This is a genomic window from Endozoicomonas sp. PH6C (assembly GCF_059322965.1).
In genome coordinates, this window is sequence record NZ_CP185342.1 from 4,445,148 (window position 1) to 4,463,554 (window position 18,407).

The following is an 18,407-nucleotide window of genomic DNA, read 5'->3' on the forward strand; positions in this document are numbered from 1 at the left end:
GCGATTTTAAAAGTTCCATACTCGCCCTGTACGGCAATCACTTTTCACGGTAACAAAAGTACTCAGCTCTGAGGTAATGGAATGACAAATGCTCACCCCAGGGTATTAAATCTTGCAGTGGCCATTACAATCAGCTCTTCCATTATTGGCACACAGGCACTGGCCGATCGCAAGCTGCAGACAAAATCTGTCAATATTCTGGCCGATGAACAAGCCGAGTATATCCATAGTGAAGTCATGGTTCGGCCAACTCCCGGACCTGACGGGCAGCCAATACCGAAATGCTTTACAACCACCTACCCTTATCAGGTTCGGGAGAGGGGTTTTGCTCTTCCCACTACAAGTTTTACAGAAATTCTTTATATGACTGATGGTGGCGTTTCCACTGTTGATCTGTTTGAAACAGACGAAAATAACGTTGCTAAAAAATACACCAAAGTTCTCAAGGTGGGTGATGAGGGCATCTTCAGATTTACACATAACCTTGATGAAAAGGAATTGTTCATTGAAGTCAGAGCCGGAATGACCGACCAGGATTCAGTTAAGGCTTTTCGAGAACTATCTTATGGGCTATTTGGCATGGAGCCGTTAATGAAAATCAACAGCCCCGGACGACTGGCTGACTTGCTGGAAGCGGCTAATGTCAGAGCAGGAAACCTCGGCTCCAGTGACCACTATGTCGCCCTTGCCACCATTGAAGTAGAAAAAGTTGAAGTGAACGGACGCACCTTCATGCGTCCTATCGCGTCAGGCGATCAGCCCCCTGAACTGCATAGCCTGGGTCAATCGCTGTTTGTCAATGATGAGGCTCTCCTGGCAGCGGCCACCTCTGCCTATTTCCGGGTGCATGTTTTGGGAAAGGATTTACAACAGCAGGCTCTTAATGACCTGTTGGCACAGAGCAAACCCGTCGGCTATGTTGTACACGTCGGGGATGGCACACAGGTTTCTCCTTTGCCTGCGGGTTATCCAAAGCTGGAAGTCGCAGAAGTTCCGGGGGAGGTTATTGTTTTTCATGGCCAGAGGCCGAATCCCCATGATACCGCCTTTGTAGAACAGCTCCACAACCTCTGGCGAGAAGCCGAGGGCAATAACCTGGCTCCTGCATTGGCAACAAAGATTAATGTATTTAAGGTCACAAGCTACCGGCACGTTATTCGAAGCAGGCAGATGGCAGTGTTAGAGGAGCTTGCTGCACGGCACGCTGCTGATGTAAGCGAAAGTCAACCGCCGACACTGACAAACGAAGATAAACTGTCGGTATCTGCGCTTGCATTCTACGAATATCTCCATCAAGCATTGCACAGTGCCAGTTATGATCGGGAAACTACGGATATAGAATTTGATTTCACACTTGAAAAAATCAGAGCCGCCTCGTCTGTCATCACGCCGACCTGGCTGCAGATTCAACTGACAAAACACTTCAGCTTCAAACCCGCACTGAGAGACCTTCTGAGTAATCAGAATGTTGTTCAGGATATTATGGATCTTGTACCCGTTGTCGACGAATCACCGCCAGATGTTTCTTACGACAACGACCACTTTGCTTTCAAAGTCCTGAGCAACATGGCCAGGCAGCTGATTGAGAGGGAAAGCATACTGTCAGACCAGCTGAAAAGGGAACGCAAACTCACCCGGGTTAATAACCACTTAAAGATCATGTTGGGGAAAGCCACTGCCATTGAAAAGCAAAAGCTCATAGTACTTCAGCTTAAGTATCAGGCTGAGCATGATATCCGAGAACATCATGACGCAACGGACAAAGAGCTAAGCCCGTTACGGGAACTTGGGCAAAAAGTCGACGGAATCCCGGAGCTGGAAAAACAAATTCGAACTGCCAGAGCGGAAGCCACAAAAGCCCGCAACACCCGACTGGCAAAAGAGCTTGGCATTAAAAACTGGGATGATAGCCAGCTGCCAGAAAAACAAGCCAAACTCATCAGTATAAAAATTCATGAAATCAACCAGGCATTGGCGGCAAGGGGACCGGCAACAGGACGGCCCGAGGGAGATTCTATAGAAACAACACCGGCGGCTCTTCAGCACCAGAGCACCAGAACAGAGGCTGAAATCAAAGCCAGCTATGCAACCATTGCCGCACGTTTAAACCTTCAGGATTTTGATAGCAACGCAGATATTGACGTTCAACTCGATCAGCTGCTTTGGAGAATCGCTTTACTGAATACTCAATTACAGGGTAAACGTATACTGAATCTTCAACAAAAAAGCCTGTTTGACAGATTTCAGTCACTGAATACCCAGGGCAATACTCGCAACGAATATCAACAACATTTGCTTCAGAAAATCCAGGCACTGAATGCCCAATGTTGTACAGAAGAACCTGACGTCAAAACCGGGCAAGATGGTCTGGCACTGATTTTAGGTATCAGGCTGGATGACAGCACGATGGAAGAACACCCTGCCCTGAAAACAGCAATGTATAAGAGGTTCCGCAGTCTTGAATATTTGGACGAAGAACTGAAAGACATCAGAACACCAGACCACCCCAAAGTCATGCCTGTGCTTCTGGAGAAACTGTCTGACGTGGAAAGAGTCCTTAAGATGGGTGACCTCATTAGTCAGGAAGATGTGTATTACCGTCGTAACGCCATTTCTGAGGCAATTCAGGCACGTCTGGCAAAGGTCAGACAGCGAGAGGAGGAAGTGGCTCAGAAATTGCTGAAAGCAGTAGAAGAAATGCTCAACATCGAAGTCAGTAATGAAGATCACAAAACAGCAAGGCTTGACAGGGTTCGAACAAAACTTGACAGCGGTGATGTCACAGAAGCCATGGTGGATGAGATAGAGGATTCACTCCGGAAAGAAGACATCACATTCTGGAGCAGAGTAGGGAACACAAAACTCCAGGATCTTCAAAGTAGCCTTGACTTTTATGTCGAAGATATGGACAGCGTGGCCAGAATACAACTGATAAGTATACTCAACATTGTACAGGGCAAGCTGCACATCTTCTACTTTGTACACGATGAGGCTGATGAAAGAGGCAGGGCTTTCGTTGCTAAACTGGCCAATGATCTGGGGGTAGAACTTAGACGAAAAGCTCGCCTGCCTGAAAACAGGGAGGTTCTTAAAAACAAAATTTTGGCATTAATGACAGAAGTAGACCAAGCCTGTGACAATGTGGATGTCAGAAGGAGCAGAAACAATGAAATCGCTCATCAACTCAACATTGAGTCCTATAAAGATGACGCCGCTATAGACGACCAGAATATTTTAATTAAAGAAAAACTCCAGGAGCTTTATGAAGAAGTTCCCAAGGCAGGTGTTACCACCGCTGATGAGCATATCACAGCCATTAATGCTGAGCTTGACAGGCAAATGGCTCGCCTGGGACCTAAACCCCGATATGTTCTTGATCGCGAGTTAGCCAGCGCCAGACAAGCAATACAAAAAGCTAAAAGTGAACTGGCAGCCGTTCATCGCAGGCTGATTACTGTGGGTGGCAAACACCTGTTATTTGCGGGCCAACCTGCTGACCTCCGGAATCTCCTGGATGAAGAGAACATGGCTCTTAATCAGGCAATGAAACAAGTTCAGATCGAGTTGAATCTGGCTGCTGTTGACGAACAAACCTCTGAGGAGCGATTGAGGGACTTCAGTCATTTCCTGCGGGGGTACAACAGAGAAAGACAAGCTGAAATCCTTGATGAACTGAAGGCCAAAACAGGTCTGAGCATCCAGGTAAAGGATGACTTCGCTTCAGTGGAAAATGCTGTTTATTGCATTGGCCTTGCCTATACGGATTCTCATGTTCAGGACGAAGACAATGAAACATTTGGTGAAGTGTTTTTAGCCAGAACAAAGTACGTTCAAATCAGGAAATTCGTGAGTCAGCACCATATAAAAAGCAGTAATTTGGTGAATGCACAGACTCAGCAGTGGAGTGCAAAAGAGAAGCTGGAGCATAAAGAAAAGGAGATGATCGATCTTGGCGACATCGATCAGAAAGCTAAAACCCTGCATATGAATGAAATGGACAGGCTGGGCTTAATCTTGAAGCAGGCAAGTGATGCTGTATCAAAAGCACACAAGGCTCTGGTGGATCATGAAGCGGCTCTTGATGCCACTGAAGAAGCTGCGGGTCTCAAACCAGACTCCACTGACACCTGTGAACAGCGGATTAGTGCCCTGGTAAAAATATATTTACAACTGGGTGGGTATGATGGTTCTGGTGGCAAGATCCAGCAACTGCTTCAGGAACAGGCTCACCTGAGAAGTCAGATTGGAGCCAGAAAAGCAGACATTGAGAGAATGAGGGAAGTCCTGAGGGCTGCAGAGGAAGCCGTGGAAAATGACGGCGGTCCCTTCCAGTTCTCACCGAAACAGGTCAAGGTTCTGGCCGATATGGAAGCCTTCACAGAGCAGCACCCTCTCTGGCAACAGGCTCTGGATGCGGCACTGGGTCTGGCAGAATCAGCAGTCAAAAGCGGTAAAACAGTCCCCTGCCTGACGACGTTCGATTTTAACGATGAATTTGCACCGATTCGTTTGCAGGCACTGGTCGGAGACGATCTGACGTTTAATCAGGCCAGTCGGATTGTAGAAGTCTTCAAAAGCCTGAAGACGAGCTTCCCGCCCTTCCCTTTTGAGCCTGTAGAAGATCAGCCTCAGAATGTCATTGAAAAAGTCCAGGTTCTGGCAGGCAGGGTCAGAAATGAGATGAAAACCGGGGCTCAACAATACGACGATGAAATACGCGGCATGGGCAAAAGAGCCATTCACTTCGTCGAGCATGAACCAGGGGATCTGAAAGGCTTCTCGAAATACTTCGCAACCCATTCTGCCAGTGGCAACAAGATCATAGCTCTGCTGCGTGAAGGACTGATCAGCAAGATTGAACTTGGGAACTACATAAAGGCCGTCAGAGGAATTGATGGTTATCAGACAGTGGACGAATTTGAACATTTCCTTGGCTACAAACACGGCGTCAATCTGCCTCACTTCAAAGCCGTTATGCAGATGCTTTCCGACAAGGGTTTTGATGAATTCTTGCAGAGTGCCTTTATTCCTGTGACTACCACTGGCCCGGCAGCTATGAAAGAGTCGGTTACCGGCATGAAAGAGTACGCAGCAGCGGTCATCGCCAACTATGTTCTTGACGATATTGCCTTTGACAATGGTCGCAGGACGGCAGCCTTTCTGACCAATGTTCAGGATACCCTGACACCTTATGCCAATGCTGCCGGGCTGTCTGAATCAGAACTGATCAAGGCTATCCATGGCACATTAATGCTGGCTCATGCCGCAGCGGTTGAGTATCAGCTGAATGATTACTGGGTCAAACCTTCAGCCTTTCTGGTACAGGCTGTCACCTGGTACTTCTCCAGCTACAAACCGCTACTGACAACCCATACCGTCCGGCAGGCTAAGGCGCTGTCCCTTGCAAATATGTCGTTCCTCTATCTTCTGGATCTGACCAACCGGGGTGATTACCTGCACCGGATGCTCATACCTTTCCAGCACTGGCTGGAAGGCTTCGGTGTCGATCCTGACCGAACCGGGCAATATGCCTATCACAGTGGAATTGAAAAAGTGTCTGAAGTGGGCGGACTGGTCATGCCATTGGGTAAAGCCGCTTCTTCAGTCATTCTGCTGAGAACCGGCGCCATGCTGTTTGCCAGACAGTACAACGCTAACCCGCAGATGTATCGCAGTATTTCCCGTCTGGTGCCCGAACTAGTGAAATCCATGGGTTCCGGACAAGGGGTTCAGGTACCGCTGCTGCACCGGGCGACACCACAAAAAGTGAAAACCCTCGCCTCGGCCACCGCCGGTCTGTTGCTGGGTCCGGTAGCCACGGTCGGAGCATACGCCCACGGTCTTATATCCGGATTCACTTATGCCCAAACCTTCGTATTCGCGCTGGCGTCGAGTCTCGCTTTCGACTTTTTTATGAACGACAACAAGATGCTCACTCAATGGCTGGGTGGCCCTCTGGGTCGTAGTCTTGACAAGATTAATCGCTGGACAGGTGTCGGGGAAACGACAGATAACTATGTGAAACGTACAACGATTGCCAGGCCCCAACGCTTCGATGAAACCGATGCAGCCTATGCAAGCCATGTTAAAGCAAATAACACCCTGTATGGCTGGACGCGACACGAAAATTACCTGCAGTTTCGCGAACGCCGGGATCGCACCATGAAACTGTTTGAGAATAGCTGGGAGAAATACTTCAGGGAAAATGTGCCTAAATGGTCGTTCTCCCATGCAGAAAGTATTCCTTACTTCTACACTCTTGGAGCCTTTAACAAATGGCCAAAGGACAATGATCAGAAAGTTCACGGTAATGATCGGAGCAATGCCCCTCAATCAGGGTCTCTGTCTGCAACCACGACTCGCTGACAGCTATGAGCCATTAAAAGCCGCTTCCTCATTTGGCTTGGTTATCAATTCGGGGTAATAGAAGTACTCAGCTCTAAGGTAGTAGAATGATAAATGCTCGCCCCAATGCATTAAGCCTTGTTGTAGTCGTTGCAATCAGCTCCGCCATCACTACTCAGGCTCTGGCGGATCGCAGGCTACAGACAAAGTCTTTCGATATTCATGGCAATAAACCCGTGGAGTTTACCTGGGGTGAGGTCATGGTTCAGCCAACTTTAGGTGATGACCAGCAGCCAATACCGAAATCTTTTACAACCACTTACCCTGATCGTACTCAAGTCAGGGCGGACTATGACATTCCTTCTGAAGGCTTTACAGACATTCTTTCTGGCATCGAGGGTGGCGTTTCCAGTGTTGATCTGTTTGAAACCAACGACAATGACATTGCCCGGAAGTACACCAAAATCCTGAAAGTCGGTAATGAAGGAATCTTCAGGTTCACCCATAACCTTGCAGAAAAAAAACTGGTCATTGAAGTCAGAGACGGAATGACCGATCAGGATTCCATTGAAGCTATTCGAAATCAATCTGATGACATCCAGCTATTAGATACGTTAACAAAAATCGCCAGTCCCGAACAACTGGCAGGATTGCTGAAGGGTGCCAATGAAAGGGCAGGAAACCTTGGTGAAGTTGATAAGTATGTCGCCCTGGCCACCGTTGCAGTAGACGAAGTTGAAGTCAATGGGCGCACCTTCATGCGTCTTGTCGCTGCTGGCGATGAGCCTCCCGAGTTGCAGCGTCTTGAGCAATCGCTCTTTATCAACGATGAAGCGCTTCTGGCAGCAGCCACCTCTGCCTATACGCAGGTTCATGTTCTGAGAGGCGATTTACAACAGGAAGCTCTGAACGAGCTGTTGTCCTATCAAAAACCCGTCGGCTATGTTGTTCACGTCGAGGATGAGACACAGGTTTATCCTCTGCCTGCGGGTTATCCAAAGCTGGAAGTGGATCAGGTTTCGGGGGAAATTATTGTTTTCCGTGGTCAGAAACAGAATCCCAGCGATATTGCCTTTGTGGAAAGCCACTATGATCTCTGGAAAAAATTTAAAGACCAGAGTACACAGGTTAAAAAAGACAAGGTTAAAAGCTATCAGTACGTTATTAGAAACAGGCAAATGGAGCTGCTGGAGGAGTTTGCTGCTGATTTGGCTGCACAAAATGATGCTGAGCTGAACGAAGATAAACTGTCGAAGCTTACCTACTATGAATCTCTTCAGCAGGCATTAGCCAGTGCCACTCCAGATGAAACCGATGAATTTGAGTTCACGACAAGGCATATCAGAGACGCCTCCTCAGTCATCAAACCTATCTGGGTGCAGTTTCAACTCATAAAAAATTTTAGCTTCAAACCTGTACTTAAAAATCTTCTGACCCACCATAATTTTGTTCAAAATTTTTTACTCTATCAGCACGAGGACTCCAGAACAGATGCTGAAATAAAAGCTCGTTATGCAACCATTGCCATGCATTTAAACATTCAGGATTTTGATAGCAATACCAATGTTGACGCTCAACAGGAACACCTGCTGCAAACATTTAAGACAATGAAAGCCCGGGAAGAAGGTCTGCGTCAACAACTTGAGGCAATGAGTTATCAGCTCGATATAGAGGATGTTTACACCCAACTCAGAAAAGACACTCTGGCAGTGGTTCTTGGTATTGATCCAGCCAAAGATACCCGTCTTGAAGACCGCGCCAGTATGGAATCACAGGTAATTGACAAGCTCTCCGAGCTTTCAAAACTGAAAATTGAACTGGAAGACATCAAAACACCCGGCCATCCCAAACTGATGCCCGAGGTACTGGAGACAATTCGTAGGGTATTAATAGCTCTGGAAGGGGGTAGATACTTCAAACAAAAGCAGAGTGTGTATGTCCTTCGTCAGTTCATTTCTATAGGCATAAATCATGACATCAGAGAGGCCAGAAAGCAGTCAGAAGAAAAGGCCCATTCCATGCTGGACCGTGTGGAAAGATTACTCAACATCGAGATCAATGAAGGTGATTATAAAACAGCAAGACTCGAAAGGATTCTTACAAAGCTTGATGCCGGTGATATCTCAAAAGACGAGCTGGATGGGATGCACAAGACGATCTGCCAGGAAGACTGTCCAGACTGGGAGGATCTGGAAGGGAACTCTTCGGAAATGGATATCAAACGCATGACAGTTCGTGATCGTCTCAACTATATAATCGAAGAATCGGATCAGCGAGCCAGAGAACAACAAGCAAGTCGTCTTATCGTTCTGGAGAACGAGCTGGATATCGACCCTCATGAAAACCCTCATACTATAGAGAGAGGCAAAAGTTTCACAGCTAAACTGGCCAGTGATCTGGAGGTAGAGTTTGAAGACGATGCCAGCCTGTCTGTCCGGCAATATGTTCTAAGCAGCAGAATTGAGGAATTATGGAATAGAGTAGAGGAACTCTATGAAGATGAGAGTGCCAGGAGAATCTGTAACAATAAAATTGCTCATCAACTCAACATTAAAGATTATGAAGATGATGCCAGGATCGACGACCAGGACTGTCTTATTGCAGCAAAACTCCGACAGCTGGATGATGAAGTTCTCAAAGCGGGTCAGCCTGACGTTAATGAGCGTATTGCAGCCATTGATGATGAGCTTGAGAGGCAGATCGCTCGCCTGGGACCAAAACCACGACACGTACTTGACCGTGAAGCAGCCACAGCCAGGTTCTTAATAGCAAGAGCTGAAAGTGAGCTGGCAGGTTTTCATGGTCGGCTGAGCAGGCTTCGTAGCAGTGAAGATTACACAAATGCCCATGGTCGGGACGAATCCCATGAAGTCGAGGGTGAACTGCTCTTAACCAGGAAAAAATACACTCAAGTCACGGGTGGGGGTGATGGTACTGACGGCAAGATCCGGCATCTGGTTCAGGAACAAGCCTATCTGGAAGATGAAATTGAAATCAAGAAAGCAGACATTGAGAGACTGAAGGAAGTCCTGAAGGCGGCTGAGCGGGCCGTCAAACATGACGGGGGTCCCTTCCAGTATTCGCCGCAACAGGCAAAAGTTCGGACCGATATGGACGCCTTCGTAAAGCAAAACTTTCTCAGACAACAAGCTCTGGAAACGGCGATGGGTCTGGCAGAATTAGCAGCAGAAAACGGTAAGACAATATCCTACCTTCCGATTTTCGATTTTGACGATGAATTTGCACCGAATCACTTGCAGGCAATGGTCGGAGACAAACTGACGCTTAAACAGGCCAGTCGGATTGTGGAAGTTTTCAAGAGCCTGAAGACGACCTTCCCGGAATCCTCTGTAGAGCCTGTTGAAGCTCTGTTCGGAAATGATCTGAAAGAAATCTTCAGGCTTGTGCGCAAGGCCAGGCATGGGATGAAAAAAGGGGCTCGACAATACGACGACGAAATTCGCAGCATGAGCAAAACAGCCGTTCACTTCATTCAGCATCAATCAGAGGACCTGAAAAGCTTCCCGGAATACTTCGCTACCCATTCTGCCATTGGTAACAAGATCATAAGTCTGCTGCGTGAAGGCCTGATCAGCAAGGTTGAACTTGAGAACTACATAAAGGCTGTCAGAGGTGCTGAAGGTTATCAGACAGTGGATGAATTTGAGCACTTTCTTGGCTACGAACACGGCGTCAGGTCGCCCGAGTTCAGGAAGGTTGTCCAGACGCTGTCCGATAAGGGGGCTGATGAATTCATGCAGAGTGTCTTTACTCCTGTGCCCGTAACCGCTTCTGGCCCGGCAGCTATGAAAGAGTCGGTTGCTGGCATGAAAGAATACGCAGCAGCGGTCATCGCCAACTATTTTCTTGACGATATTGCCTTTGACAATGGCCGCAGGACGGCAGCCTTTCTGACCAATATTCAGGATACCCTGACACCTTATGCCAATGCTGCCGGACTCTCTGAATCAGAACTGATCAAGGCTATCCATGGCACCTTGATGCAGGCTCATGCCGCAGCGGTTGAGAATCAGCTCAATAATTACTGGGTCAAACCTTCAGCCTTTCTGGTACAGGCCGTCACCTGGTACTACTCCAGCTACAAACCTCTGCTGGTAACCCACACCACACTGCAGGCTGCCGAGCAGTCTCTCTTGAACATGTCCTTCCTTTATCTTCTGGATCTGACCAACCGGGGTGATTACCTGAACCGGATGCTCATACCTTTCCAGCACTGGCTGGAACGCTTCGGTGTTGATCCTGACCGAACCGGGCAATATGCCTACCACAGCGGAATTGAAAAAGTGTCTGAAGTGGGCGGGCTGGCCATGCCATTGGGCAAGGCCGCTTCCTCCGTCATTCTGCTGAGAACCGGCGCCATGCTCTTTGCCAGGCAGCACAACGCCAACCCTCAAATGTATCGCAGCATTTCCCGTCTGTTGCCCGAACTAGTGAAATCCATGGGTTCCGGACAAGGGGTTCAGGTACCGCTGCTGCACCGGGCGACGCCACAAAAATTGAAAACGCTGACCTCGGCCACAGCCAGTCTGATGCTAGGTCCGGTAGCCACGGTCGGAGCATACGCCTACGGTCTTATATCCGGATTCACTTATGCCCAAACCTTCGGATTCGCGCTGGCGTCGAGTCTCGCTTTCGACTTCTTTATGAACGACAACAAGATGCTTACTCAATGGCTGGGTGGACCTCTGGGCCGCAGTCTTGACAAGATTAATCGCTGGGCAGGCGTGGGGGAAACGACAGATAACTATGTGAAACGTACAACGATTGCCAGACCCCAACGCTTCGATGAAACCGATGCAGCCTATGCAAACCATGTTAAAGCAAATAACACCCTCTATGGCTGGACGCGACACGAAAATTACCTGCATTTCCGCGAACGCCGGGATCGCACCATGAAACTGTTTGAGAATGGCTGGGAGAAATACTTCAGGGAAAATGTGCCTAAATGGTCGTTCTCCCATGCAGAAAGTATTCCTCACTCCTACACTCTTGGAGCCTTTTACAAATGGCCAAAGGGCGATGATCAGAAAGTTCACGGTAATGGTCGGAGCAATGCCCCTCAATCAGGTTCTCTGTCTGCAACCATGACCCACTGACAGCTATGAGTAATTAAAAGCCGCTTCCTCGTCTGGCGTGGCCATCACTTTTCAGGGTAAAAAAAGTACTTGGCTCTGAGGTAATAGAATGACAAATGCTCGCCCCAATGCATTAAGCCTTGCTGTGGTCGTTGCAATCAGCTCCTCCATCATTGCTACTCAGGCTCTGGCGGATCGCAGGCTACAGACAAAGTCTTTCGATATTCTGGGCAATAAGCCTGTGGAGTTTACCTGGGGTGAGGTCATGGTTCAGGCAACTTTAGGTGATGACCAACAGCCAATACCGAAATCTTTTACAACCACTTATCCTGATCGTACTCACGTCAAAGCGGACTATGACGTTCCTTCTGAAGGCTTTACAGACATTCTTTCTGGCATTGAGGGTGGCGTTTCCAATGTTGATCTGTTTGAAACCGACGACAATGACACTGCCCGGAAGTACACCAAAATCCTGAAGGTCGGTAATGAAGCGATCTTCAGGTTTACCCATAACCTTGCAGAAAAAAAACTGGTCATTGAAGTCAGAGACGGAATGACCGATCAGGATTCCATTGAGGCTATTCGAAATCAATCTGGTGACATCCAGCCATTAGATCCGTTAACAAAGATCGCCAGTCCCGAACAACTGGCAGGATTGCTAAAGGGTGCCAATGAAAGAGCAGGAAACCTTGGTAAAGTTGATCACTATGTCGCCCTTGCCACCGTTGCAGTAGACGAAGTTGAAGTGAATGGGCGCACCTTCATGCGTCTTGTCGCCGCTGGCGATGAACCTCCCGAGTTGCAGCGTCTTGGTCAATCGCTCTTTATCAATGATGAAGCGCTTCTGGCGGCAGCCACCTCTGTCTATACGCAGGTTCATGTTCTGAGAGGCGATTTACAGCAGGAAGCTCTGAATCATCTGTTGTCTTACCATAAACCCGTCGGCTATGTTGTTCACGTCGAAGATGAGACACAGGTTTATCCTGTGCCTGCGGGTTATCCAAAGCTGGAAGTGGATCAGGTTTCGGGGGAGATTATTGTTTTCCGTGGTCAGAAACAGAATCCCACCGATATCGCCTTTGTGGAAAGCCACCATGATCTCTGGAATAAATTTGAAGACCAGAGTACACAGATTAAAAAAGACAAGGTTAAAAGCTATCAGTACGTTATCAGAAGCAGGCAAATGATGCTGCTGGAGGAGTTGGCTGCACAAAATGATGCTGAGCTGAACCAGGATACACTGTCGAAGCTTAGATACTATGAATCTCTTCAGCAGGCATTAACCAGTGCCACTCCAGATGAAACCGATGAATTTGAGTTCACAACGGGTCATATCAGAGACGCTTCGTCAGCCATCACGCCAACCTGGATGCAGTTTCAACTGATAAAAAACTTCAACTTCAAACCTGTACTTAAAAATCTTCTGATCCACCATAATTTTGTTCAGAATATTGAGAATTTTTTACTCCACAATGCGATGAAGGCTTTTGCTGTTGGCAAAGACACAGAGTTTGCCTCCAAAGTCGTGGCCGATATTGCCGAACAGATGCTTGAGATGGTAAGCACGCTGGAAAAGCTGAAAGCAAGAGAGGCCGAACTCGTCGAGACACTGAAAACATCAGATCCCGGTGCCGATACCACAAAAGCACGCTACGCTCACGCGCCAGCAATACTCGGTATTGCTAAATGGGATGATACCCGGTCACTGGAAGAACAAGCCATAATCCTCAGAGAAAAAACTCATGAATTGCAACAATCCGTGACCGCAACAGGACTGTCTCGGAAAAAGGCTTTAAAAGAAACACTGGCAGCAATTGAAGGCCGGCTCGGGATTACTTCATACAATGAAATCAGTCTGGGTGGCCGCTATGAGTTGATTATGCAGCATCTCGGTCAACAGGCAGACCAGACCGATGAGGTCTTATGGGAAAAACTGGCTATCGTTGAAGGTCAGCTCGGTCTGGTTGCAAATAAAGAAGATACTCCGGAACACCGTCAAAAGACCATCCGAAAACACCTTTGGATGATGTTTGCCGGGGTCATTCTGCAAGAAAGATTTCAGCGTCAACATCAACTAAAGCTCGAAGCACAGAAAAACTCCATTCTGAACTTTCAGCACCTCATCAATCAAATGCCAATGATTGACAAACAGGTTCGTGATGCCGTCGCAAAAGAAAGAGCCGCTTTCAATACCAGGCTCGCAGCAGAGCTGGTTATTGATGGCTGGGACGATACCCGGCCACTGGAAAAACAAGCCAGAATTATCAGAGAGAAAATTCTTGAAATGGACAAACCGGTTGCTGCAGAAGATGACGCAACAGTTGCCACAACAGGACAGTCACGTGAAAAAGCTATAAAAGCAAAACTGGCCGCCATTGAAAGCATATTCGGTATTACTCTGAACAATGGCAAGGATCTGGATGCTTTCTATCAGCACACTCAACGACACCTGCAAAAAAAAGCAGAACCGAAAAATGTAGTCATCCAGAATTTTCTGACTGACATTGAAAGTAAGCTCGGTCTGGTCTCAGATAACGCAAAGGACCCGGAAGTCCGTCGTCAGGCCATACAGCAACACCTGATTCAACAGCAAACCGAGATTGATAAACAACTTCTTCAGCAACAGAGCACCAGTACAGATGCTGACCTTCAACAAGAGCACCTGCTCCAAAAACTGAAGACAATGAGTGAACAGAATGAACGCCTGCATCAACAACTTAGAACAATCACTGCTCAACATGAACTCCTGCTTCAGAGAGTTCAGACAACGATTAATCAACAGGATACAGAGGATTCTTACAACAGGGCCAAAAAAGAGCTTCTGGCAACAATGCTCGATATTGAGCTGAGTGATGACACCTCACCAGAAATCCTCAGCGACCTGGAATTTGAATTACATATCAAGCTCCTCAAGCTTGCAGAGCTGGAAAAAGAAATCCATCACATCAAAACATCAGGCCACTCCGGCGCCGAGCCTGAAGTCATTGAGAAACTGACTGCCGTAGAAAAAGCCCTGAAGATGGATGAACTCAGTAGCGAGGAAGATCTGTATTACCGTCGTAACGCCATTTCTGAGGAGATTCAGGCATACATCACAAACGCGAGACAGGAGGCAGAGAGAGAAGCCCTGAAAATACTGGAAACGGTAGAAAAAATATTCAAAATCGAGGTCAACAAAGATCTTCACAAAGCAACAAGGTATGGGAATGTTTATGCAAAACTGAAGGACGGAGATTTCTCAGAATCCATGCTGGATGAGATGGAAAATACCCTCTGGAAAGAAAACGTCTCGCCTGCAGGCAAAAAAAGTGCAACCAGAATCTTGAAACTTATGGAGCGTCTTGCCATTCATATCCACACCCCGGATGTGGATGCCCGTATCTCAGGCCAACAGAGGAAGATGCTTGAAGCTGTAGAGCAGGAGCTGAACATCTACACGAGTGAAAACCCTTCTGCCAGAGAAAGACTCAAGAATTATATTGCCGCAAGAGCCAGGGATCTAAAAGTTGAATTTGAAAAAGGTGTCAGCCTCAATGACCAGAAGAATGCACTAAGAGACAAAATTCAGGCATTAAGAGTAAATGTAGGCGACTTCCTTGATAGTGAAGATTTCACAGTGGCTACAAACAATGAAATGGCTCATCAACTTAATATTGGTGAATATAAGGTTACTGTTTCTTTGGATGAGCAGAAAAACCTGATTAAAGAAAAACTCCGGGAGATAGATGAAGGATTCTGCATAGCAGGTCGGCCAACCATTTATGAGCGTATCACAGTCATTGAGAGTGAGCTTGACAAGCAAATGGCCCGGCTGGGGCCTAAGCCCCGATATGTTCTTGATCGCGAGCTAGCCAGGGCCAGGCAAACAATACAAAAAACTGAAAGTGAACTGGCAGCCGCTCGTCGCAGGCTGATGACTCTTCGTGGTAAACGGATATTTTTTGCGGGACACACTGCTGACATCCAGGATCTCTCGGATGAAGAGAACATGGCTCTCAATCAGGCAATGAAACAAGTTCAGATCGAGTTGGATCTGGCTGCTGGTGACGAACAGACCACCGAGGAGCAATTAAAGGACTTCAGGCATTTCCTGAGGGGATGCAGTAGAGAACGACGGGATGAAATCTTTAATGAGCTGAAGGCTAAAACAGGTCTGGTCTTCCAGATAAAGGATGACTTCGGTTCAGTGGCCGATGCTGATGACTTTATTGGCATTGCAGCCTCTGTAGATTCTCTTGGTCAGCACGAAGACAATGAAGTATTGGGTGAACTGCTTTTAACCAAAAAAAAGTACCTTCAAATCGACAAATACGTGAATCAGGAGCTCATAAAAAGCACTGAATTGGGGAATGCACTGATTAGAGAGTGGAGTGCAAAAGAGAAGCTGGATCGTAAAGAAAAGGAGATGATTGATGCTGGCGACATCGATCAGACAGCTAAAACCCTGCATATGAACGAAATGGACAGGCTGGGCTTAATATTGAAGCAGGCAAATGATGCTGTATCAAAAGCACAAAAAGCTCTGGTGGATCATCAAGCGGCGCTTGACGCCGCTGAAGAGGCTGCGGGTCTCAAACCAGACGCCACTGACACCTTTGAACAGCGGATTTGCGCCCTGAGAATAAAAAAGATACAACTGGGCGGGCATGATGGTAGTGGCGGCAAAATCAAGCAACTGATCCAGGAATGGGCTGACCTGAGAACCGAGATTGAAGCCAGAAAAACAGACATTGGGAGAATGAAGAAAGTCCTGAGGGCAGCAGAAGAAGCCGTCGAAAATAATGGTGGTCCCTTCCAGCTCACGCCGAGACAGGCAAAAGTTCTGACCGATATGGACACCTTCATACAGCAGCACCCTCTCAGGCAACAGGCTCTGGATGCCGCAGTGGGCCTGGCAGAATCGGCAATCCAAAACGGTAAACCAATACCCTGCCTTGCGACTTTCGATTTTAACGATGAATTTGCAACGATTCGCCTGCAGGCGGTCGGAGACGATCTGACGTTTTATCAGGCCAGTCGGGTGGTGGAAGTCTTCAAAAGCCTGAAGACGAACATCCCGCCCTCCCCTGTCGAGCCTGAAGAAAATCAGCCTCAGAATGTCATTGAACAAGTCATGGCTCTGGCAGACCGGGCCCGGAATGAGATGGCAACCGGGGCTCAACAATACGACGATGAAATACACGGCATGGGCAAAAAAGCCATTTACTTCGTCGAACATGAATCAGAGGATCTGAAAGGCTTCTCGGAATACTTTGCCAGCCATTCTGCCAGTGGCAACAAGATCATGGCCCTGCTGCGGGAAGGACTGATCAACAAAATCGAGCTTAAGAACTACATGAAGGCCGTCAGAGGTGTCGGCGGTTATCAGACAGTGGATGAATTTGGACACTTCCTTGGCTACAAACACGGCGTTCATATACCCAACTTCAAGGAGGTTGTCCGGATGTTGTCCGACAAGGCTGCTGAGGAATTCATGCAAAGTGCCTTTGACCCGGTAGCTGTCACAGCCACTGGCCCGACGGGTATAAAAGAGTCTGTTACCGGCATGAAAGAGTATGCAGCTGCGGTCATCGCCAACTACGTTCTTGATGATATTGCCTTTGACAATGGCCGCAGGACGGCAGCCTTCCTGAGCAATGTTCGGAATACCCTGACACCTTATGCCCATGCTGCCGGAATATCTGAATCAGACCTGATCGAAACTGTCCATGGCACATTAATGCAGGCCCATGCCTCAGCGGTTGAACGACAGCTACCGGATTACTGGGTCAAGCCTTCGGCCTTTCTGGTACAGGCTGTCACCTGGTACTTCTCCAGCTACAAACCCCTGCTGGCTGCTCACACCACCTGGCAGGCTGCTGAGCTATCCCTCTCGAACCTGTCATTCCTCTATCTTCTGGATCTGACCAACAGAGGTGATTACCTGCATCGGATGCTGACACCTTTCCAGCATTGGCTGGAATCTTATGGTGTTGATCCTGATCGAACCGGGCAATATGCCTATCACCATGAAATTGAACAAATCTCTGAGGTGGGCGGGCTGGCCATGCCATTGGGTAAAGCCGCTTCCTCCGTCATTATGCTGAAAACCGGCTCTATGCTGTTTGCCCGACAGTACAACGCCAACCCGCAGATGTATCGCAGCATTTCCCGTCTGGTGCCGGAGATACTGAAATCCATGGGTTCCGGACAGGGAGTTCAGATACCGCTGCTGCACAGGGTGACACCACAAAAAGTGAAAACCCTGGTCTCGGCCACAGCCGGTCTCGTATTGGGTCCGATAGCCACTGTCGGAACATACGCCCATGGCCTTTTATCCGGATTCACCTATGCCCAAACCTTCGGGTTCGCGCTGGCGTCGAGCCTCACTTTCGACTTCTTTATGAACGACAACAAGATGCTCACTCAATGGCTGGCTGGACCGCTGGGCCGCAGTCTTGACAGGATTAATCGCTGGACAGGCGTGGGGGAAACGTCAGCTGAATATGTAAAGCGTACGGCTATTGCCAAGCCTCAAAGCTTCAGTGAAACCGATACAGACTATGCAAAACGTGTTAAAGCAAACAACACTATGTATGGCTGGACACGACACGAAAATTACCTGCAGTTCCGCGAACGCCGGGATCGCACTATGAAACTGTATGAGAATGGCTGGGAGAAATACTTCAGGGAGAATGTGCCCAAATGGTCGTTCTCCCATGCAGAAAGTATTCCTTACTTCTACACTCTTGGAGCCTTCTACGAGTAGCAACGGGGCAATAAGAAAGTGCCGGTGAATTAATCACGCAACAAGCAACTACCATAAGAACCACACCGGTGACAAAACATCGGTGATGGTGCCGTCTGTGAGTTCTCCTTCTCAGCCCACAGACATTTCTCCGTTAAAGTAAAAAAGCCTTGAAGCCACTCGAATAAGTGATTGACAGCCATAAGCGATTGGAAGTTGCCGTCTCGTTTGGCGTAGCA

3 protein-coding genes are annotated in these 18,407 nt (G+C 48.0%); all 3 read left to right on the forward strand.

Going from position 1 to position 18,407, the window contains the following annotated elements; all coding sequences use genetic code 11:
* The first annotated feature begins 81 nt into the window (after positions 1 to 81).
* The 3 genes from ACOMG9_RS16980 (at position 82) to ACOMG9_RS16990 (ending at position 18,189) form a co-directional block, all read left to right on the forward strand.
* Positions 82 to 6,366 (forward strand): coiled-coil domain-containing protein, encoded by a 6,285-nt coding sequence (locus ACOMG9_RS16980; protein WP_494529143.1) that lies wholly within the window; start codon positions 82 to 84, stop codon positions 6,364 to 6,366.
* 86 nt (positions 6,367 to 6,452) lie between these two features.
* Complete coding sequence (locus tag ACOMG9_RS16985; protein WP_494529144.1) at positions 6,453 to 11,462, forward strand: hypothetical protein; 5,010 nt, start codon at positions 6,453 to 6,455, stop codon at positions 11,460 to 11,462.
* A gap of 88 nt (positions 11,463 to 11,550) precedes the next feature.
* Positions 11,551 to 18,189 carry a sbcc family protein gene (locus ACOMG9_RS16990; protein ID WP_494529145.1) on the forward strand — a complete coding sequence of 2,213 codons (6,639 nt, stop codon included), beginning with the start codon at positions 11,551 to 11,553 and terminating at the stop codon, positions 18,187 to 18,189.
* Positions 18,190 to 18,407 lie beyond the last annotated feature (218 nt).

Bases quoted from the DNA above. Each gene is read 5' to 3' on its own strand.
- ACOMG9_RS16980 (WP_494529143.1), top strand. From the start codon at position 82: ATGACAAATGCTCACCCCAGGGTATTAAATCTTGCAGTGGCCATTACA.
- ACOMG9_RS16985 (WP_494529144.1), top strand. From the start codon at position 6,453: ATGATAAATGCTCGCCCCAATGCATTAAGCCTTGTTGTAGTCGTTGCA.
- ACOMG9_RS16990 (WP_494529145.1), top strand. From the start codon at position 11,551: ATGACAAATGCTCGCCCCAATGCATTAAGCCTTGCTGTGGTCGTTGCA.